Origin of the sequence: Mycobacteroides saopaulense, from assembly GCF_001456355.1 — a bacterium.
Lineage (GTDB): Bacteria > Actinomycetota > Actinomycetes > Mycobacteriales > Mycobacteriaceae > Mycobacterium > Mycobacterium saopaulense.
In genome coordinates, this window is record NZ_CP010271.1 from 2,932,937 (window position 1) to 2,952,725 (window position 19,789).

At 65.3% G+C, this 19,789-nt stretch carries 23 protein-coding genes; 8 read left to right on the forward strand and 15 right to left on the reverse strand.

Annotated elements, in window-relative coordinates; genetic code table 11:
- Window positions 1-9: 9 nt before the first annotated feature.
- Entirely contained in the window at window positions 10-585 is a 576-nt protein-coding gene (locus MYCSP_RS14690) for a helix-turn-helix domain-containing protein (RefSeq protein WP_162266373.1), read from the reverse strand.
- A gap of 100 nt (window positions 586-685) precedes the next feature.
- Here MYCSP_RS14690 and MYCSP_RS14695 point away from each other — a divergent pair, with 100 nt between their 5' ends.
- On the forward strand, window positions 686-1,624 hold the full coding sequence (locus tag MYCSP_RS14695; RefSeq protein ID WP_070910655.1) for an NAD(P)/FAD-dependent oxidoreductase: 939 nt from the start codon (window positions 686-688) through the stop codon (window positions 1,622-1,624).
- Window positions 1,617-2,270 (forward strand): class I SAM-dependent methyltransferase, encoded by a 654-nt coding sequence (locus MYCSP_RS14700; RefSeq protein WP_083015831.1) that lies wholly within the window; start codon window positions 1,617-1,619, stop codon window positions 2,268-2,270. Before MYCSP_RS14695 ends, MYCSP_RS14700 begins: the two co-directional genes overlap by 8 nt.
- On the opposite strand, the gene MYCSP_RS14705 is transcribed toward MYCSP_RS14700, so the two are convergent.
- A complete protein-coding gene (locus MYCSP_RS14705; RefSeq protein ID WP_070910657.1) occupies window positions 2,267-3,133 on the reverse strand; it encodes a LysR family transcriptional regulator in 867 nt (288 codons plus the stop codon). The genes MYCSP_RS14700 and MYCSP_RS14705 overlap by 4 nt on opposite strands.
- Before the next feature lie 166 nt (window positions 3,134-3,299).
- On the opposite strand from MYCSP_RS14705, the gene MYCSP_RS14710 reads away from it, so the two are divergent.
- Both MYCSP_RS14710 and MYCSP_RS14715 read left to right on the forward strand, forming a co-directional pair.
- Window positions 3,300-4,247: a DMT family transporter gene (locus tag MYCSP_RS14710; protein WP_083015921.1), complete on the forward strand. Its 948-nt coding sequence runs from the start codon at window positions 3,300-3,302 to the stop codon at window positions 4,245-4,247.
- 9 nt (window positions 4,248-4,256) lie between these two features.
- Window positions 4,257-4,964: a hypothetical protein gene (locus tag MYCSP_RS14715; protein ID WP_088414155.1), complete on the forward strand. Its 708-nt coding sequence runs from the start codon at window positions 4,257-4,259 to the stop codon at window positions 4,962-4,964.
- Here MYCSP_RS14715 and MYCSP_RS14720 read toward each other — a convergent pair.
- Together MYCSP_RS14720 and MYCSP_RS14725 are read right to left on the reverse strand one after the other, a co-directional pair.
- Entirely contained in the window at window positions 4,961-5,575 is a 615-nt protein-coding gene (locus tag MYCSP_RS14720) for a hypothetical protein (protein ID WP_083015841.1), read from the reverse strand. The genes MYCSP_RS14715 and MYCSP_RS14720 overlap by 4 nt on opposite strands.
- Window positions 5,575-6,312: a dienelactone hydrolase family protein gene (locus tag MYCSP_RS14725; RefSeq protein WP_083015844.1), complete on the reverse strand. Its 738-nt coding sequence runs from the start codon at window positions 6,310-6,312 to the stop codon at window positions 5,575-5,577. The genes MYCSP_RS14720 and MYCSP_RS14725 overlap by 1 nt, the downstream gene beginning before the upstream one ends.
- 69 nt (window positions 6,313-6,381) lie before the next feature.
- On the opposite strand from MYCSP_RS14725, the gene MYCSP_RS14730 reads away from it, so the two are divergent.
- The gene (locus MYCSP_RS14730; protein WP_162266242.1) at window positions 6,382-7,218 is read left to right on the forward strand and encodes a DUF6159 family protein; all 837 of its coding nucleotides are present in this window, start codon (window positions 6,382-6,384) and stop codon (window positions 7,216-7,218) included.
- Between the two features lie 2 nt (window positions 7,219-7,220).
- The gene (locus MYCSP_RS14735) at window positions 7,221-7,961 is read left to right on the forward strand and encodes a hypothetical protein (protein ID WP_157886190.1); all 741 of its coding nucleotides are present in this window, start codon (window positions 7,221-7,223) and stop codon (window positions 7,959-7,961) included.
- Here MYCSP_RS14735 and MYCSP_RS14740 read toward each other — a convergent pair.
- From MYCSP_RS14740 to pnuC, 5 genes are all read right to left on the reverse strand, one after another.
- A complete protein-coding gene (locus MYCSP_RS14740) occupies window positions 7,958-8,878 on the reverse strand; it encodes a phosphatidate cytidylyltransferase (RefSeq protein WP_083015850.1) in 921 nt (306 codons plus the stop codon). The two genes, MYCSP_RS14735 and MYCSP_RS14740, sit on opposite strands and share 4 nt — an antisense overlap.
- Before the next feature lie 11 nt (window positions 8,879-8,889).
- The gene (frr, locus tag MYCSP_RS14745; RefSeq protein WP_005081622.1) at window positions 8,890-9,447 is read right to left on the reverse strand and encodes a ribosome recycling factor; all 558 of its coding nucleotides are present in this window, start codon (window positions 9,445-9,447) and stop codon (window positions 8,890-8,892) included.
- Window positions 9,448-9,460: 13 nt separating this feature from the next.
- Complete coding sequence (gene pyrH / locus MYCSP_RS14750) at window positions 9,461-10,186, reverse strand: UMP kinase (protein ID WP_070910662.1); 726 nt, start codon at window positions 10,184-10,186, stop codon at window positions 9,461-9,463.
- Window positions 10,187-10,307: 121 nt separating this feature from the next.
- Window positions 10,308-12,584 (reverse strand): RNA polymerase recycling motor ATPase HelR, encoded by a 2,277-nt coding sequence (gene helR, locus MYCSP_RS14755; protein WP_083015852.1) that lies wholly within the window; start codon window positions 12,582-12,584, stop codon window positions 10,308-10,310.
- Window positions 12,585-12,692: 108 nt separating this feature from the next.
- Window positions 12,693-13,271, reverse strand: coding sequence for a nicotinamide riboside transporter PnuC (gene pnuC, locus MYCSP_RS14760; protein WP_083015855.1), 579 nt, complete (start codon window positions 13,269-13,271; stop codon window positions 12,693-12,695).
- Between the two features lie 36 nt (window positions 13,272-13,307).
- On the opposite strand from pnuC, the gene MYCSP_RS14765 reads away from it, so the two are divergent.
- Window positions 13,308-13,931 (forward strand): uridine kinase family protein, encoded by a 624-nt coding sequence (locus MYCSP_RS14765; protein WP_083015858.1) that lies wholly within the window; start codon window positions 13,308-13,310, stop codon window positions 13,929-13,931.
- Here MYCSP_RS14765 and MYCSP_RS14770 read toward each other — a convergent pair.
- The 4 genes from MYCSP_RS14770 to rpsB form a co-directional block, all read right to left on the reverse strand.
- The gene (locus MYCSP_RS14770) at window positions 13,928-15,310 is read right to left on the reverse strand and encodes a family 1 glycosylhydrolase (RefSeq protein WP_083015861.1); all 1,383 of its coding nucleotides are present in this window, start codon (window positions 15,308-15,310) and stop codon (window positions 13,928-13,930) included. The genes MYCSP_RS14765 and MYCSP_RS14770 overlap by 4 nt on opposite strands.
- Before the next feature lie 26 nt (window positions 15,311-15,336).
- Window positions 15,337-15,930 carry a TetR/AcrR family transcriptional regulator gene (locus tag MYCSP_RS14775; RefSeq protein WP_083015864.1) on the reverse strand — a complete coding sequence of 198 codons (594 nt, stop codon included), beginning with the start codon at window positions 15,928-15,930 and terminating at the stop codon, window positions 15,337-15,339.
- Window positions 15,931-16,007: 77 nt separating this feature from the next.
- Entirely contained in the window at window positions 16,008-16,841 is an 834-nt protein-coding gene (tsf, locus tag MYCSP_RS14780; protein WP_083015867.1) for a translation elongation factor Ts, read from the reverse strand.
- Entirely contained in the window at window positions 16,842-17,675 is an 834-nt protein-coding gene (gene rpsB, locus MYCSP_RS14785; protein WP_043080386.1) for a 30S ribosomal protein S2, read from the reverse strand.
- Window positions 17,676-18,037: 362 nt separating this feature from the next.
- Between rpsB and MYCSP_RS14790 the strand changes: the two genes are divergently transcribed.
- Window positions 18,038-18,487: a M23 family metallopeptidase gene (locus MYCSP_RS14790; RefSeq protein ID WP_083015924.1), complete on the forward strand. Its 450-nt coding sequence runs from the start codon at window positions 18,038-18,040 to the stop codon at window positions 18,485-18,487.
- Here the strand turns inward: MYCSP_RS14790 and MYCSP_RS14795 are convergent.
- Window positions 18,484-18,717 (reverse strand): hypothetical protein, encoded by a 234-nt coding sequence (locus MYCSP_RS14795; protein WP_083015927.1) that lies wholly within the window; start codon window positions 18,715-18,717, stop codon window positions 18,484-18,486. The two genes, MYCSP_RS14790 and MYCSP_RS14795, sit on opposite strands and share 4 nt — an antisense overlap.
- 35 nt (window positions 18,718-18,752) lie before the next feature.
- Window positions 18,753-19,721: a TetR family transcriptional regulator gene (locus MYCSP_RS14800; RefSeq protein WP_083015869.1), complete on the reverse strand. Its 969-nt coding sequence runs from the start codon at window positions 19,719-19,721 to the stop codon at window positions 18,753-18,755.
- Window positions 19,722-19,789: the final 68 nt, after the last annotated feature.

Here is a 19,789-nt window from a genome sequence, read left to right on the forward strand (position 1 = left end):
AGGCCTGCGCTATTTCCCGGAACTCGAACGTGCACGCACGTGCATCCGCTCCCCTTGCGGGCCGAAAATATGCAACACCTCTACCCGCTTATCCGTCGGATTACCGAACCAGTGCGGGATATGGGTGTCGAACTCGGCCGCCTCCCCCGCGGGCAGGATGAGATCGAGCTCACCGAGCAGCAGCCGCACCTTGCCCGAGAGCACATACATCCACTCGTAGCCCTCATGGACCTTCAGGTTCGGCTCACCCTTCGGCGCATGCGGCGGGATGATCTGCTTGTAGCACTGGACACCGCCCGGGCGGCGCGACAGCGGCAGGTAGATCGAGCCGTGCCGTTTGAACGGCTTGGGGTGAATGCGCGGGTCTCCGGTGGCGGGGGCGTTCACCAACTCGTCGAGCGGCACCTGGTGCGCCTCGGCAAGCAACAGCAGAAGCTCGAGGGTCGGGCGGCGCTGACCAGATTCCAGACGCGACAACGTGCTCTCGGAGATGCCCGTGGTCTCGGACAACTGCGCCAGGGTGACCTGACGATGCAGGCGCAGCGCCCGCAGTCTCGGCCCCAGGGCATCGAGCACAGCCTCCATGCGCTGACTTTGGTCGTCCATAGAGTCCATATTGGCGCGGAGGTTGCCACTTCGGCAAGAAGGCTTGCACATTTTTCAGATCCGCACCAATAGTGGTGCCATGAAGAAACTCTGGGACGTAGCCATCATCGGCGGAGGCGCCGCCGGGCTGTCGGCGGCCATCACCCTCGCCCGGTCGCGACGGTCGGTCCTCGTGATCGACGATCACCAGCCCCGCAACGCACCGGCCGATCGGGTCCACAACTACCTGGGACGCGAGTCGACGCCACCGGCCGATCTGTTCGGCATCGGGCGCGGCGAGGCGGCGCAGTACGGCGCGACCTTCCGCGATGGGCGCGTTGCCTCGGTATCCCACGCAGACAACCATTTCGATGTCTCGCTCGACGATGAGTCCACGGTGCATGCACGGCGAGTGTTGGTGGCCACGGGATCGGTCGATGAACTACCCGATATCGATCACCTGGCGCGGCGCTGGGGCCGCGATGTCCTGCACTGCGCCTACTGCCACGGCTGGGAAGTTCGGGACCGCGCCATCGTCGTGCTGGGCACCGGTCCACTCGCGGTCCACCACGCACTCGTCTTCCGCCAGCTCAGCGATAACGTCACTCTGCTGCGGCACAACGATTTTCCACTGTCGCGCGACGAAGCAGCGCAGTTGGCCTGCCGCGACATCGGTGTAGTCGACGGGCCGGTGACACGGTTGCACATCACCGATGACGTACTGACCGGGGTGCAACTGCAGACCGGCACCACAGTTCCGTGCGATGCGCTGGTGGTCGCGACGGTGGTCTCGGCGCGCATCGACATGCTGACCCCCGTAGGCCTGTCGGCTCAGGAGATGCGATTGGGAGACCACCTGCTGGGTACGTTCCTGCCGGTCACCAGGGGTGCCACCGCAGTTCCCGGCATCTATGCCGCCGGAAACGTCACCGATATCAAGGCACAGGTCATCACATCCGCAGCGGCGGGAACCGAGGTCGCCGCTGTCATCAACGCCGACCTTGCGGTCGCCGACGCCCAGGAGTTGCAGCATGCATGATCACAACAACCCGCCGTCCGACGAGAAATCGTGGGACGAGTTCTACCAAGCGCACGACGCACTGTGGAGCGGGAATGCGAACCCGCAACTGGTGAAAGAGGTTTCGGCGCTGCCGCCGCGCAACGCGCTGGACGCGGGCTGCGGTGAGGGCGGCGACGCGATCTGGCTCGCACAGCGGGGTTGGCAGGTCACCGGCATGGATTTCGCAGAAACCGCGCTGCGTCGCGCTGCCGACAACGCCACGAAGGCCGATCCCGAACTCGCCAAGCGGATCACCTGGGCACAGGCCGACCTGACCACATGGCAGCCGACTCGTCGATTTGATTTGGTGACATCGCATTTCATGCACCTGCCGACAAAGCTGCGTGAGCCGGTGTTCGCGGCTCTGGCCGCTGCGGTGGCGCCGGGAGGCACACTGCTGATCGTCGGGCACCATCCGTCGGACATGCAGGCCGCGATCGGCCGGCCAGATCTGCCCGACTGGTACTTCACCGCCGAGGACATCGCCGACACCCTCGATCCCGGCCGATGGAACGTCCTCGTCGCCGAATCACGGAACCGGACATTCACACGGGACGGCGAGGAGTTCGATATCGCCGATACCGTGCTGCGGGCCGAGCGCAAGCCCTCGGAGGGAACCTCCTAGGCGATGGCGGCGGCTTGCGCCGAGAGGGCCTCGCGCGCAGCATCTTCCACGGCGGTGAACACAGCGGGGTCCAGCCCGCGGCGGCCGACGACCGACAGGGTCGCCAGGTTCGCCGCGGGCATGGCCTCCACGGGCGCGATGCCGTCGGGCAACCACCCGATGATGGGCAGCAACGCCATGCCCAGACCCGACCGCAGGCCCGCATAGAGGCCCGACAAATCCTGTGATTCGCCGACGATCCGATACTGACGCCCCAAGGTGTGCAACGCGCTGAACATGGGTGCACGCAACGTGCACGGTTCGGTGAAGGTCATGACCTGCAGGGGCTCAGCGGAACTCACCTTGTAGCCGCGTGCCGCCACCCACTGCAGACGAACGGTGCCCACAGCATTCGCGCGGTCCAGGCCCGACCCGTCGAGTATGACCGCCAGGTCCATGCTGCCCCGGTCCACGGATTCGGCGAGGTAGACGTTGCGATCGAACCGCACCCGCGCCGACCAGTCCGGCAGGTGACTGCGCAGCGCCGTGGTGATGCTCGGCAGTATCAAGTCCGCCCCGTGTTCGGTGACACCGAGCACCAAGGTGCGCTCCTGCCCGGCAACCAGATCGTCGAGCGCCGCATCGTGGGCGCCCAAGATGCGGCGGGCATGCGTCAGCAGCTGCGTACCCTTGTCGGTGAACACCACGCCGCGCCCGGAACGCCGGACCACCGGCTCCCCGACCGCCGCCTCCAGCTTGCGCACATGCTGACTGACCGCGGATTGCGTCAGGTGCAGCACGGCGGCCGCCCGGTGGAATCCCCCGCAGTCGGCAACCGCCACCAGCGATCGCAGCGGGGCGATATCAAGGGTTGAACTCGGCATGGCGTCACCGTAGTCCGATTACAAAACTTGATCAATATTTCAGCCATCGAGCACGGGAGAGCAATACTGAGCTTGTTCCATCGACTGATCGATCACAATTCCTAATTGATTCTGATCAGTAATTATCGTTGGACATTGCCGGCCGGGAGCGGCCACCATGGCAACCATGCAGAAGACGCCCGCCCCCATGACCAAATCCTCCGCGGCGGCGCTCACATTTCTGTACGCCCTCGGCTACCCCATCGGGGCACTCTCGGTTTCTGCCATGACCCCGATGCTGGTGTTGGTCGCCCGCTTCACGCTCGCCGGAGCGATCCTGGCCGCTTGGGCACTCATCGCGAAGGCCTCCTGGCCAACCGGTCGCAAGCTCGGCCATGTCATCGTCACCGGATTACTGATGCAGGCCGTGCAGTTCTGCGCGCTGTACGAGGCCCTTGAGCACGGAGCACCCGCAGTATTGGGTGCGGTCGTCATCTCGATGAATCCCGTCGTCACCGCGGTGCTGGCCGCCCTTTTCCTCGGCGAGCGCCTCAACGGCTGGCGGCTTGTCGCCCTGGCGCTGGGGGTCGTCGCGGTATTGGCCGCCTGCGCCAATCGGCTGCTCGCCACGGGGGGCGTCGACACCGCCCTGGTGCTGCTCCTGGTCGCATTGTTGGGGTTGGCCGCGGGTGGGGTGTACCAACAACGCTTCTGCGCCGACGTCGACTTTCGCGTCAACAGCGCCATCCAGAACCTTGCCGGACTGCTACCTGCCGGCGCACTGGCCGTGCTGACCCCCAGCGTGGTCCACGACCCCTGGAAGGCGGCCGGCGCGGTCGCGGCGGTGGTGCTGTTCAACGCCACGCTGTGCACCTCGCTGTACGTCCGGTCGGTGAGCAGATTCGGCGCGGCCGCGGTGGCCATGCTCTTCTGCGTCATCCCGGCCGTCGCCGGCGTGTTGTCCTGGGTACTGCTGGGCCAGCGCCTCGATGTAGGCATGGGGATCGGCCTGCTGATCGGAGCGCTCGCATGCTGGCTCAACGCACGAGCGAGCCGGCCGGCCCGAGCCCAGCAGAAGCCCGCAATCGACGTGACGCCCGCCGCGCCTACCCGTCAGCCCGTGGTGGCCAGCTAGCCTGGCTGCATGCGTGCCCTGTTACTCGGTGGTCTGATCCTGCTGGGAGCACTGCTCCCGGTCGCCGGATGCTCGAGAGGGGCATCGGTCTCTCCGACAATTCCCCCGTCGAGTACGCCACCGTCCAGCAGCAGCACCCCTAGCAAGGCCCCCATAACGACCACGTCCAAGACTCCCGTCGAGTTACCAGAGCCTGTCGCAGGTACGCCATATGACGCTGTGGCCCAGTGGATTTCCAAGGGAGCCCCGGTGGATGCCGCCAACTTCCACTCGGCGACCAGCCAGGATGGACAGAAAACCGACCTCGGCGAGAACGTGGCATTCAAGACCCCGTCGGGCAAAACACGATGCATGACCAGCGACATCGAGCCGGACACACTGTCCTGCCTGGTCAACCTGACGAATCCGCCGAAACGGCCTGCCGATGCCGAGGGCAATTGGGTCGGTGGATGGACCGATTTCAACGGCCATCAGGTCACCGTGGGCGGCCTACACGGAGACCCGGGCCCGTTTCAGAGCGGTGACGGGAATCCACTGGACTACGGCGGCCGTCTGGCATTCGGAAACTTTGGCTGCCGCAGTGAGACTTCCGGGCTGTTCTGCGAGAACACCACGGCCAAGTCGGCCATCCGGATCAGCGACGCAGGAATCGAGCCCTTCGGGTGCCTCAAGGAGGTCACCCCAACCGGGGGCAGCGGCCGCGAATTCAGCTGCTAGCTCGAGGAGCGCGCCAGGTACTCCGTACCGCGAGGTGAAAGCCGGTAGCCCACCGGCAAGCTGAGTGTCAGACCCAAGTTCTTGAGCTTGCGTACGTGCACCTTGAAGGTCGCCAAATCTGGCCACCGGGAACATGATTCGAGGTCCTTGGCGCGCACCTCGGGGCGCTCGGAGATCTCGCGCAGCACCTCACGGGTCCAGGGCCCGGGTTTGGCACTGCGGTCCATCCGATCCAGCCGCGCATCGATGTCGGCGATGTCCGCGGCCGAAAGTTTCGCCGAAGAGGCCAGCTCGGCACGCGGATCGGCCATGTCGATCTTGCGGAATGCCAAGCGGTACAGCGGACCGGACCCTGTCGCACCGACATCGGCTCGTGCTGCCGCGGCCGAGGGGTACCCGGCCAACAGTGCGTCGGTGTCGTCGATATCGCGCGCGGCGATCTCGCCGACGGCGTCGACCTCGATGAAATCGAACTCGGTCATGGACCGGATACGGTCCGAGCCGACGCGGTAGCGACCACCCACCTTCACCTGCGGACGCTTCCAGCGCCGGTAGGCCACCGAGATGGTGCCGTCGTGGATTCCTGCCCGCAGCCTCGGCTCGAACAGCATTAGATCCCCAGATACGAGCCGTAGAGCTCTTCGAGGGCCTTCCAGTGACGTTCGGCGGCCGGTTCGTCGTAAGTGGCGTTGTCGGTGACGGCGAACCCATGCTTGGCCGGATACGTCTCGATGGTGTGCCGTACCCCGGCATCGGTCAGCACCTGGGCCAGCAGTTGCTCCTGTGCGGGCGGAAACGAGGCATCCTCTTCGGCGGCTGCCACCAGCACCACGCCGGTGATCTGATCGGCAAGACGGTGCGGGCTGTTCGGGTCGTCGGCATTGGCGAGGTTTCCGCCGTGAAAAGATGCCACGGCGCCGACTCGATTCGAATGAGTTGCCGCCACCCGCAACGAGATTCGACCACCCATGCAGTAGCCGGTCAGGCCCACCCTCTCACCTGTGACCTCGGGCTGCTGCGTGAGGAAGTCCAGAAAAGCCCCGGCGTCGGCGTCGATCCGGTCGGGAGTGAGCGTGCCCATCGTCGCGAACAGGCGGCCACGTTCTTGCGAGTCGCCAAACGCGGTCGCCAGGTCGAACGGCTTCCACTCGCCTTCGCGGTAGTAGACATCGGGCACCAGCGCCACGTATCCCAACGCCGCGAGCCGATCCCCCATCTCTCGCATGACCTCGCGCGCGCCGCCCGCGTCCGGGTAGAGGATCACACCCGATCCCGGCGCATCTGGCACGTGCAGCGTGGCCGGGCATTGCCCGTCGGCCGTGGTGATCTGGACATCGCGGCGAGACATGTTTCCATCAAACCAGCCATCCGGCCCGACAGCTACCACACTGGTATGTTGGGCGTCGCTGATCCGTCAATGACCAGGGGGAATCTGATGGCCTTTACCAACACGCTGTCGACGTCGTGGCAAATATTCAAAACATCCGCGAAGGTGCTGGGCTCGCGCAAGGAGCTCGCGGTTTTCCCCATCCTGTCCGGACTCAGCTCATTGCTCGTGCTGATCGGGATGGTGGCTCTCGGAGTCCTGCTACTGCCGGCCACCACCGGCGATTCCGTGCCGCCGCTCTTCTACCCCGTCTTCGCCGTCGGCTACTTCGTATTGACCTACGTCGTGACCTTCTGGCAGGCAGCACTCATCTCGCAGGCGAACATCGCGCTGGAAGGCGGTGATCCGAGCGTCGCCTCCGGCATCTCGGCGGCGGCACAGCGCGGTGGCCGGCTGCTGCCCTGGGTTCTCATCACCGGCGTGGTGTCCTGGATCATCAGCGCAATCGAGGACCGGGTGCCGTTCATCGGCCGGTTCCTCGAAGTCGCATGGCGCGTGGTCTCTTTCCAGGTCCTGCCCACCATCGTGCTGGAGAACCGCGGTGCAATCGATGCCGTCAAGAAGACCAAGGAAACACTCAAGAACGCCTGGGGCCAGAACGTCGTCGGCGTGGTGGGACTGAACTTTTTCACTGCGATGCTCTCGCTACCCGGAATCGGCCTGATCTACCTGGGAATGGCGGCGAACATGGCCGCGGTGAAGGCCGGCTTCGCCGCCCTCGGCGGGCTCTGGATCCTGGTGGCCTCCATCATCGGCGCCGCGCTCACCGGGATCTTCCAGACGGCGCTGTACCGGTTCACGGTCGACGGCCAGGTACCCGGGCCATTCGCCGGCGTGGACCTGCGCCAGGCCCTCAAAACGCGATAGGCGTGAGAGGTCTTACCGAGTCCTGGTACACACTGCGGGCTTCTGTCCGTGCGTTGCGCGCGTGGCCTGTGCTGCTTGGATTCGCATCCAGGTCAGTCCTGTGGAGCACTGGCATCGTCGTGCTGGCCTACGTCATTGCCAAGTTGGCGGTTCCAGACGGCCGATGGTGGGCGAGCGCGCCCACCCTGGGCATCGGCTTCCTATTCGCCGTCTACATCGCCACCGTGAATGACGCAGCACTGATCACTCAAGTGAACGGGGCGCTCGACGGCGTCGATCCGTCCATTCACAACGGGTTCTCGACAGTGGCCACCAGACGGCGGCAACTCGCACCCTGGGTGCTCGCCACCGCCATCGCGACGTACGCATTGAACGCGATCGACGGCTGGGTGGTCGGCACGCTGGCAGGGGGCCTATGGCTCTCCGTCACCCTATTGGTGCTGCCTACGATCACGCTGGAAAACGTTGGCGGAATCGTAGGAATCGCCAACGCACTAGACCACTTTCGACGTAACTGGGCACGCTGTCTACTCGGGTCAGCACTCCTGACGGTGACCTCGGTCGCACTCATGTCCGTGGGCCTCGGCCTACTCGTACTGAAGCCGGAATCCACCGGCCTGATGCTGCTCCTCAGCATTCTGGCGCTGATGTGTCTGCTGCCCGCGGTCGTTTACGCGTTGGCACTCATCCTCGTCTACCAAACGGTGCTGTACCGAGAACTCGTCGCCACACGCCCGGATTAGATAAAGAGCGTCAGCACAATCCAGGTGGCGACGGCCGACGGCAGCAGAGAGTCCAGACGGTCCATGATGCCGCCGTGGCCGGGCAGCAGCGTGCCCATGTCTTTGATACCCAGATCGCGCTTGACCTGCGACTCCACCAGGTCGCCCAGGGTTCCGGTGATGACGAGCATGACGCCCAGGGCGATACCCACGAACGGGTGATGCCCGAGCAGGAACGTCACCGCGAGGGTCGACGCCGTGGTTCCCACCACCAGTGAGCCTGCCAAGCCCTCCCAGGACTTCTTCGGGCTGATGGCGGGCGCCATCGGATGCTTGCCGAACAGCACGCCCGCGGCATATCCGCCGATGTCGGAGAACGTGACGCCGAGCATCAGGCAGAACACCTGCTCGGCACCGTTGTCCGGATAGACCAACAGGGCGCCGAAGGACGCGAACAGCGGAATCCAGGCGGCGACGAACACCGTGATGGCGACATCGCGCAGGTAGTTCACCGGTTGGCTGCCCAGCCCCTGACTCAGCAGTCGCCAGATCATGCACACCACGACCGTCGCGGCGAATGCTCCGACCGATCCGGCGGTCCCCCACGGCCAGGTCAGCCAGATCATGGCCTGCCCGCCGAAGAACAGTGGGATGAACGGGACAGAGATATCGGCCTGGCGCAGCCGCTTGGTCACCTCCCACATCGCGATCCCGAGGAAGACCGAGATGATGCCGACCCAGATCTCCTTCTGGTACAGCAACGAGAAAATGATCAGGGCCGCCAGTGCCGCCCCGACGCCGATGGCGGCCGGCAGGTTGCGTCCAGCTCGGGACTTCGCTCCCGAAGGGGGTGCAGGGTTGCTACCGGGGGCCGGAGCCGCGTCGGGGCTCAAGCCTCTTCGCGCAAGCGGCTCATCGGTGTCTCCCATGGTCGTCATTACCGGCGGCCCTAGACCTCCAGTAGCTCGCCTTCTTTGTGTTTCACCAGCTCATCGATCTGGCTCACGTACTGGGCGGTGGTCTTGTCCAGATCCTTTTCCGCACGGCCCACCTCGTCCTCGCCGGCCTCGCCGTCCTTCTTGATCCGGTTGAGCTCGTCATTGGCCTTGCGCCGAATGTTGCGCAGGGTCACCTTGGCGTCCTCGCCCTTGCCCTTGGCCTGCTTGACCAGCTCACGGCGGCGTTCCTCGGTGAGCTGCGGGATGGCGACACGGATGATGCTGCCGTCGTTGCTCGGGTTCAGACCGAGGTCCGAGTTGCGAATCGCATCCTCGATGGCCTTGAGCTGATTGGACTCGTAGGGCTTGATGACCACCATGCGCGCCTCGGGCACGTTGATACCGGCCACCTGCGTGATCGGGGTGGGGGTGCCGTAGTAGTCGATGACAACGCGCTGGAACATGCCCGGATTGGCACGCCCGGTGCGAATGGTCGCGAAGTCGTCACGGGCGACCGTCACGGCCTTTTCCATCTTCTCCTCGGCATCGAGAAGAACCTCGTCAATCACGATTGCACTCCCATCACGGTGTTACCAGCGTTCCGATCTTCTCACCTGCGACCGCTCTGGCGATATTTCCTTCGGTAAGCAGGTTGAACACCAGGATCGGCATCCGGTTGTCCATACAGAGGCTGAACGCGGTGGCGTCGGCGACCTGCAGGCCGCGATCGATGACCTCGCGGTGCGTGATCTCCGGCAGGAATTCGGCATCGGGGTTGGCGCGCGGGTCATCGGTGAAGATGCCGTCGACCGCCTTGGCCATGAGCACCACCTCGGCACCGATCTCCAGCGCGCGCTGAGCGGCAGTGGTGTCGGTGGAGAAGTACGGCAGCCCCATGCCGGCACCGAAGATGACGACCCGTCCCTTCTCCAAATGCCTTCTGGCCCGCAGCGGAATGTACGGCTCGGCGACCTGCCCCATGGTGATGGCGGTCTGCACCCGCGTCACGATGCCTTCCTTCTCCAGGAAGTCTTGCAGCGCAAGGCTGTTCATCACGGTGCCCAGCATGCCCATGTAATCCGAGCGGGTGCGCTCCATGCCCCGCTGCTGCAGCTGCGCGCCGCGGAAGAAGTTGCCGCCGCCGATCACCACCGCGACCTCGGCACCGGTACGGACCACCTCAGCAATCTGGCTGGCCACCCGGTGGACCACATCCGGGTCCAAGCCGACGGCTCCCCCACCGAACATTTCGCCGCCGAGCTTGAGCAGCACCCGCTTATATCCGGTGCGGCTCACATCGCGAGTCATCACGCCTCCTCGGTACGGGGTCGACAAAGCCGGTGCGCAAAACACAGCCATCGGGCCCGCTGCTTCCGCTCTTCACGCGAGCGGCTCATCGGAAGGCCGCGACGGCGGTGTCCATCCTGCCCTATTGGCCGACGCTGGTTGGCACGACCCGGCGAACCGCGTCCGGGTCACTTGTGCTTTCGGTGAGGCCGACGAGGGGCTCAGGCAACGGTGCGACGTGCAGAACGCCGAGGCGCTGAGTGGCACGCGTAAGCGCCACGTAGAGCTCGGCGGCACCACGCGGGCCCTCGGCCAGGATCCGTTCCGGCTCCACCACCAGCACGGCGTCGAACTCCAGTCCCTTGGTCTCGGACGCGGGCACCGTGCCCGGCAGACCCGCCGGCCCGATCACCACGCTCGTGCCTTCTCGGCCTTCCTCATCGCGCCTGAAATCTTCTATGGCCTTTGACAACTGGTTTTCGGCCAGGCGTCTGGACCACGGTAGGACTCCACAGGAGCGAACCGACTCGGGAGGCCGGGTGTCGGGCGCGAACTCGGCCAGTACCGCCGAGGCGACCGCCATGATCTCGGCCGGCGTGCGGTAATTCACCGACAACGGCCGATACAGCCAACGTCCGGGCACATATGGCTGCAACATCGCGTCCCAGGAGGTGGCGCCGGCTACCGACCGGCGCTGAGCCAGGTCGCCGACCACGGTGAACGACCGACTTGGGCAGCGGCGCATCAACACCCGCCAGTCCATTTCGGACAGCTCCTGGGCCTCGTCGATCACGATGTGTCCGTAGGTCCAGTCCCGGTCCGCCGACGCACGTTCGACCAGGTCGCGGGTGTCCCGTTCGGTGAAACGTTCGGCAAGATCCTCGGCACCCAGCAGATCGGTGGCAAAGAGGTGGTCCTCGTCGTCCATCATGTCCTCGCGACCGGTCATCAGGTCCAGAACCCCGGCGGCGTACTCGGCCTCGGCCCGACGTTCGCGCTCGGCGGCCTCTTCCGCAGCCTTGTCGCGACCCACCAAATCAACCAACTCGTCGAGCAACGGAACGTCTGAGACCGTCCAGGCGTCGCCGACCGCACGTGCCAGTGCCGAATCCGCGCCGGCGGCCCGTAATCGCTCCGGCGAGGTGTACAGCTCCGACAGCAGTACCTCCGGCGTCAGGGTCGGCCACAACTCATCGAGTGCGGCTGCGAATCCCTCGTGATCACCCAGTTCGTCGAGCAGTTCCGCACGCAGGTGCTCCCAGGCCTTCCGGTCCTCCCGGGTCAGCCACCCCTTGCCGATGCGCGGGATCGCCCGCTCGGTGAGCGCCCAGGTGAGCACGTCGGTGAAAACGGCTCGGGCCTCGTTGTGGGGCAGCTTGCTCGCACGCGCCTCCTCGATGGCCCACTGCGCGATGTCTGCGTCGATGCGCACCGCGACGTCGGCAAGCTGGATCGGCAGCGGGGTCTCGGGGACCCGCTGCCGATCCGCCACGGCCGCCGCCAGCACGTCGAGGATCTGTAGTGAGCCTTTGAGCCGTGCAGCATCCGCGTCGTCCTCTGCGGTGACCTTGAGCCCCGGCATCAGATCACCGGCCGTGGTGAACACCACGTTGGTCTCGCCCAGCGACGGCAAAACCCGCGAAATATGGCTGAGGAAAGCTGCATTCGGGCCGACAACCAGCACACCGTGGCGTTCCATCCGCTTGCGCTGGGTGTACAGCAGGTAGGCGACGCGGTGCAGCGCCACCACGGTCTTGCCGGTGCCAGGGCCACCCTCGATCACCAGTACGCCCGGATGATCGAGCCGGATGATCCGGTCCTGTTCGGCCTGGATGGTCGCCACGATGTCGCGCATCCCATTGCCGCGCGGTGCGTTGACGGCCGCCAGCAGTGCGGCATCGCTCATGCTGCCGCGCTCGCCGTCGTGCTCGTCGCCGTCCGAGAGGCCGTCCGAACCGACCACAAGGATTTCGTCGGCGAAGTCGTCGACGTGGCGACCCCGGGTCCGGAATTGACGCCGCCGGCGCGTGTTCTCCGGATGGGCGCCGGTCGCGATGTAGAACGCCTCCGCCGCGGGTGCCCGCCAATCGATCAGCAGCGGTTCGTAGTCGTTCTTCTCGTCGAGAAGGCCGATGCGTCCGATGTAGGAACGCTCCCCCGTGATGGCGTCCAGCCTGCCGAAGCACAGCCCGTCATCGGCGACATCCAACCGCTGCGCCTGGCTGGCCAGTGCGCGCACCTCGTCGTCGCGCTCGACCATGGCGGCACCGTTCTGCTGGTCGACGGGTCCGCGCAGGGCGGTGCGGTATCGGCCCTTCACGCGCGCGCGTTCGGCGTCCAGCCGCTCGTACAGTCCCGCGATGTACTCCCGTTCGGACTGCAGTTCCTCTTCATGTGTCGTCAACCGGATAGTCCCCATTTTCCTTCTAGTCCATGGCATCTGACGTTCAGCTCAGCGATTGTGCGGCATGACCGGGGCCTTGCCGCAAGCCCCCCTATGCGTTATATGTTGAAAGGGACGGGGATCTCATACCGATTGGGCGGCCACCAAGGTACGTAACTCTTTTCGCCAGCTCCACAGGCCGACGCCGGCCATCACGGTCAGAAACGTATAGAAACCCGCCGTGAGGTTGAGACCCTTGTAGAGGTAGACGCCGACGGAGAACGCATCGGTGACGATCCACAAAACCCAGTTCTCGATCCATTTTCTGTTCATCATGAACTGGGACACCAAGCTCAGCCCGGTGATGGACGAATCAAGCTGCGGGACATTGGAATCGGTGAAAAGAACCAGGAAAGCGTAGAGGCCGGCCACCAGAGCGGCCAGCGACAATGCCAGCGGCACCCACGCCCAGCGCGGGGTGCGCCGCACCACAACCCCGTGCCGGTCCGGACTCCCGCGCAACCACAGGTACCAACCCTGCACCGCCAGCGCGATGAACATGATTTGCAGGGCAGCGTCGGCATACAGGGTCTGCCTGCCGAAAACCACGATGTAGAACAACGAGCTGACGATCGCCACCGGGAAGGTCCAAATATTCTGGCGGACAGCAAGGATGACGAACAACACACCGGCCATGCTGCCGATTAGCTCTGTCGCGTCCACGGCATCAGGCTAGCCGAGCAGCAGTAAGCTCGCGCCATGGCAGCATCGGACCAGCAGCGCAGCTTCTCGTGGCTGGCCGAGCTGATCAACGCGAGCGCGCCGCGGTGCGGCGACGTGCGCGTGGTCGCCGTCGACGGCCGAGGTGCCGCCGGTAAGAGCACCTTTGCTGCACGATTGCACACCGCACTGTCGGCGACAACGCCGTCGACCGTCGTCCTGCACACCGACGACTTCGCGTCCTGGGAGACATTTTTCGGGTGGTGGCCCCGGCTGGAAGAGCAGGTGCTCGCCCCGTGGGCGCGTGGCGAGCAGGCCCGGTATCGGCGCTATGACTGGCAGACCCGCACGTTCGGTCAGTGGGAGCGGTGCGCGCCGCCGTCGGTGCTGATTCTGGAGGGTGTTGGCTCGGGCCGCTCGGCCGCGGCGGACCGCTTGAGCTCGCTGATCTGGGTACAGACCGATCAGCCAACCCGTCGACAACGCGCAGAATCGCGTGACGGCGAACAGTTGCGCGAGTTCTGGCGATTGTGGATCGATGCCGAGGAAGAACACTTCCGCCGGGATCCCACCGCGGAGCGCGCCGACCTCGTCGTCGACGGCGACTCCGACAACCGCACAGTGGTCCCGGATGACCCCGAACGCTACTTCTCGCTCGGCTAGCGTAGCGGAACCGTCGGCCCTGTGGGATCCAGTGGCGCGCAGCTGTCCTGCCCCACCGTCGCGGAGCATTTTGCCGCCGGAATCACCGGGCGGTAGCCGGCCGCGGTGCCACCGTCGCGGGTGATCTGGGTGTAGGCCGCCACGGCATCGGTGGGTACCCGCTTGAGCGCCGGATCCCCCAGCGCATCGACGGTGTACAGCCCGAAACGCGGCCGGTAGCTTCCCCATTCGTAGTTGTCGACCAGTGACCAGTAGTTGTATCCGATGATCGGGATGCCGTCCGCTTTGGCCCGCTGCAACCAGAAGACGGTGTCGCCCAAGTACTGCGAGCGGGTCACGCCGTCCGCCCTCGGCTTACCGTTGTCGGTGACCATCCCGTTCTCGACGATGTAGATCGGCAGCCCGGGATACCGCTGCGCGTAATACCGCGACACGTAGTAGATGTCTTCGGGCTGCAATTTGATATTCCAGCGTGCGGCCATGCTCTGCGCTGAGGCCGGATTGTCCGCGGCCGTGCCCGTGTAATAGTCGAACCCCAGGTAGTCCAGGCTGCCTTTGACCCGGTCGAAGAACGACCCCTCGATACCCTTCACACCAAAACCTGCGAACTGCGTCAACACATCCGGGGGGATATAGGCCTCGTTGGTCGTCACCTTCGCCTTCGAGTCGGCCTCGTGGGCCGCGCGGTACACCGCGCGGTGCGCCTCGGCCACCCGATCCAGGAAACCGTCGAACTGGTCGGGTTTGATCGCGCCGGTGCGCACCTCCATCGCCCCGAAGGCCAGCGGCTCGTTGACGCTGACCCACAACACCCCTTGCCCGGCATAGCGTTTGGTGATCGCCTTGGCGAATTCCTCGAATGCGGGGACGTTGTTCATGAAGCCCCCGCTGTCGGCCACCCAACCCGGGTACACCCAGTGCATCAGGGTGATCATCGGCGTCATCCCGTTCTCGCGCAATGTCGCGACAATGGAGTCGTAGTACGCCAACTCCTTCTCGTCCCACTTCCCCGGCTCCGGCATCACCCGTGACCACTCCAGGCCGAAACGAAACGTATTGACGCCCATGGCATGCGCATTGGCGATGTCTTCGGCGTATCGATGCCGGAAATCATCGGCCTGCTTGTACGGCTCGACCGGACCCGCCCCCAATGGATCAGATCCGGGCTCCACCGGCTTATCCGCGGTGCGGTCGACATAGCGTCGCCAATTGCTATCGGGAGCGCTGCCTTCCACCTGGTAGCCCGCGGTGGCGGTGCCCCAGTAGAACCCGCGATCCCACGCGGAGTCGTCCTTCGAACTCTCCTGCCGCGGGCTGCAGGCGGTCAGCCCCAATGCCAATACGACTGCCGACGCCATGGCGGCGCTGATCCACTTCATATAAAAACCATACACTGTATGGTTTTCTAGGTCAGGAGTCGCTCCCACACCCGACGCATATGGGCGCCCATGTCGATGGAGGGATCCGACATCCACTGAATCTGAATGCCGTCCGCCGCTGCGATCAGCGCGGCCGCCGCGAATTCGGCATCGACATGCTCAGGGACCGCGCCCACGGCCTGGCGCCCTCGCACGTACTCGGCGATCAGCGTGCGCATCCTCTCGTACCGCTCCCGCAGGTACGCACCGGCAGGGTGGTCCGGATCGACGGCGGCAGCGGCGGCCAATGAGAGATACACCGTCCCGGAGCCGGGCTTACTCGCCTTGTCGAGCATCGCTTGCGCGAGCACCTCACCGGGATCGATCTCGATATCCGAATTGCCGTACCACTCTTCAAATCTGGCGTCGGCATCGCGCTGGATCTCGGTGAGGATCACATCCCGTGTCGGGAAGTAATGCATGAGCCCGGCCAGGCTGATATTGGCTTCCTTGGCGATGACACGCATCGAGGCGCCGGCTTCCCCCTCGCGCTCCAACACCCTCAACGCCGCGGCCAGAATCTCCTGACGCTTGGCCACGCCTTTGGCGTAGCGGTTGGCATCGCGCCCGGCAGCTGGCATTGCCCGAGGCTAGCGCACAAACAGTTCGGCCCCGCACAGGAACGAATCCTGGCGGGGCCGAACTGGTTTTAGGCGAACTAGGCCTGGCCGACCTCGAACCGCGCAAAGCGGGTCACGGTGACACCGGCCTCGTCAAGCAGAGCCTTGACGGACTTCTTGTTGTCGGACACCGACGGCTGATCCAGCAGCACGACATCCTTGTAGTAACCGGTGACGCGGCCCTCGACGATCTTGGGCAGCGCGGCCTCGGGCTTGCCCTCGGCCTTCGCGGTCTCCTCGGCAATGCGACGCTCGTTCTCGACCACATCGGCCGGAACGTCTTCGCGCGTCAGGTACTTGGCCTTGAGCGCTGCGATCTGCAGGGCCACAGCGTGCGCGGCGCCTGTGCTAGTGGCATCGCCCGATGCCGATTCGTACTCGACCAGCACGCCCACGGCCGGCGGCAGGTCCGCGGCACGCTTGTGCAGGTAGGCCTCGACGGTTCCGTCGAAGTACGCCACCCGGCGCAGCTCCAACTTCTCGCCGATCTTGGCGGCCAGGTCGGCGATCGCCTGCTCGACGGTCCGGCCGTCCTCGACCTTGGCGGCCAGCAGAGCGTCGACCTCACCGATCTTCCCGGCCGCAGCCGCACCGACGATGGCGTCGGCCAGACCCTGGAACTCAGCGTTCTTGGCGACGAAGTCGGTCTCCGAGTTCAGCTCGACAAGCGCGCCGTCACGCGCGACGACGAGGCCTTCGGCGGTGGCGCGCTCGGCGCGCTTGCCAACGTCCTTGGCGCCCTTGATGCGCAGCACCTCGACGGCCTTGTCGAAATCACCATCGGACTCGGCCAGGGCGTTCTTGCAGTCGAGCATTCCGGCACCGGTCAGTTCCCGGAGCCGCTTCACATCGGCGGCAGTGAAATTCGCCATTTAGCCTTCCTCGGTTGTGGTTTCGGTGGCTGCAGCAGACGGAGCTGCACCCTCGTCGGTGGTCGCTACAGCGGAGGCGAGCAGTTCCTGCTCCCACTCGGCCAGCGGCTCGCCGGCCTCAGGCTTCTCGTCGCCGCCGGCCAGACCGGAGCGTGCCTGCAGGCCCTCGGCGATCGCGGAAGCGACGACCTTGGTGAGCAGCGCGGCGCTGCGGATCGCGTCGTCGTTGCCCGGGATCGGGTAGTCCACGACGTCGGGATCGCAGTTGGTGTCCAGGATCGCGATGATCGGGATGTTCAGCTTGCGGGCCTCGGCGACAGCCAGGTGCTCCTTGTTGGTGTCGACCACGAAGATCGCCGAAGGCACCTTCTGCATGTCGCGAATACCGCCGAGGCTGCGCTCGAGCTTGTTCTTCTCACGCGTGAGCATGAGGATTTCCTTCTTGGTGCGTCCCTCGAAGCCACCGGTCTGCTCCATCGACTCCAGCTCCTTGAGACGCTGCAGACGCTTGTGCACAGTGGAGAAGTTGGTGAGCATGCCGCCCAACCAGCGCTGGTTCACGTAGGGCATGCCGACGCGGGTCGCCTCTTCGGCGATGGGCTCCTGGGCCTGCTTCTTGGTGCCGACGAACATGACCGAACCACCGTGGGCGACGGTCTCCTTGACGAACTCGTACGCCTTGTCGATGTAGGTCAGCGTCTGCTGCAAGTCGATGATGTAGATGCCGTTGCGGTCGGTGAAAATGAACCGCTTCATCTTGGGGTTCCAACGTCGGGTCTGGTGCCCGAAGTGCGCGCCGCTGTCAAGCAGCTGCTTCATGGTCACAACAGCCATTTCGGCCATTCCTTACTTTGTCGGTTGTCGCCCCGGATCGGGTGATCCTGGGCCCTAGCGCCTGCTGCGTGCCGGAACCCAACCTCGAGATCCCTGAGGAAACCCTGGATGGGACCGCCCGACATGCTGTTCACGAGTTCGTGTGCAGACGCGCGAAGTCAACCCGCTAGGCGAGTTGCGGTCCTGAGTTTACATGCCGCGACGAGTGCTTTTCGCCACGCGTCCGCGTGGTCGGGGGTTATCCACAGGAGCCGGAATGACTCTTCCCCGCGGGGACATCTTCCGGCCACTATGACGTCGTGCGGTTCAGAGGGCTCGGCTGTCCCCTGCTGACCCTCACCCTGGCGGTGGCCGCCTCCCCCATGGCGGTCACCGCGCCTGGGGAGTCGGGAGACCGTTTCATCTGGCCGCTACATCCCCGACCTGCGGTTACTCGGAATTTCGAGAAACCGCAGGAACGCTGGAATCGGGGGCATCGCGGGGTTGACCTGGCCGGTGTCTCCGATCAGCGGGTGGTCGCCGCGGGGCCGGGAATCGTGGTGTTCGCGGGATCACTCGCGGGCCGGCCGCTGGTATCGATCGAGCACGACGGCGGCCTGCGCACCACCTACGAACCGGTCGTCCCGCTGGTGAAGCCGGGCCAGCGAGTGACGGGAGGATCGTCCATCGGCACACTGCTGCCGGGGCACCCCGGCTGCTCCGCAACGGCGTGCCTGCACTGGGGCGCCCTGCGAGGAGCCGCGTCGAGGGCGAACTATCTGGATCCGATCGGACTGTTGGCGTCCACGCCGCTGCGGCTCAAACCCCTCTAGGCGGGCTGGCAGACGTCGACGTGCGCCGGTTTACCCGTGGCCAGCGCGAGTCGGCCAACCGCGTCGTGGAAACGGTCGAGTGCGTCCTGCTCGGTCACCACCTGGTAGAACGCACGCATCTCACCGCCGTTGGCCATGCACACCCACCACGGCGGGTACACGTCGGCGACCGCCGTTCCCGGGGTCATGATTCCGAGGCTCAGGGCCCACGCGGTGGCGGCGACGGTCATGGCAGAAGTTCCGACGCGCATGCCTGGCACTCTAGTCATCGGACCGACGCCGACCAGGCTTTTGCCCACAGGTGCAGCGGCGCCAGCGCGACCAGCAGACCCTTGCCCACCGTCGTCAGCGAGTACAGACCGTCCTGGTTGCGCACGATATGGGCGAGGGTCAGCTCCTTGAGACGGGTGGTCAACACGCTGGCGGACGCATCACCGATATCGTCCTTCAGTTCCGCGAAAGTCTTTGCACCCGAACGCAGTTCCCAAACAACGAGGATCGCCCAGCGCCGACCGAAGAGATCGAACGCCGCGTTGAGCGGCTGCCCGGAATCAGAGCCCCGTACGGGTGTTCCGGGCCGTGGCGCCACAGATTGGGCAGAATCCCGGACCTCTTCCGGGGCCTCCGCCACGCCGGCGCTTGCCACCACCGCGAGAACACGGCCGGCGCGTTCGGTCATGTCCTCCGCACTCTGATCCGGGTGCCGGATCCACCACGTGATCATGGCGCCGACCATTCCCATCCAGCCCTGCGTGAACACTCCGATGTCCTTTTGGTCGCGCAGTTGCGCAACGGCTCCGCCGACGGTGGAGACCCCTTGCCCCGCCAGCGCCGCGAGCCGTGTCCTGGTCACCCGCGCGGCAGCCAGCGCCTCACTGCCCGGCGGGAGCGTCTGGTCCCAGATCACCAACCAGTCCGAGGGACGCGGAGCCAGCGCCTGGAAGACCGCCTGCAGCACCGCGCGCGGCAAAGCCAGCGTGGGCGGGGCTTCTTTCATCGCGGCCTCGATGTGATCGCCGACGATCTCACCGGCGCGCTGCACACACGCGATGTAGAGCTGCTCCTTGGTGCCGAAGTACGCCAACACCATGGGCTTGGACACCCCCACGGCCGAGGCCACGTCCGCCAGCGACATGCCCGCGTATCCACTGCGCCCAAACTCCTGGCATGCGGCATCGAGGATCTGCTGCTCCCGCTCCGCGCGGGGCATGCCCTTGGTGCCCGCCCTTGTCATGAGTCCCTTGTACCAGTTCGCGGTCCGTACTCATCGCGTATTGGTGTGGCGCGCACCACAGTAGACCG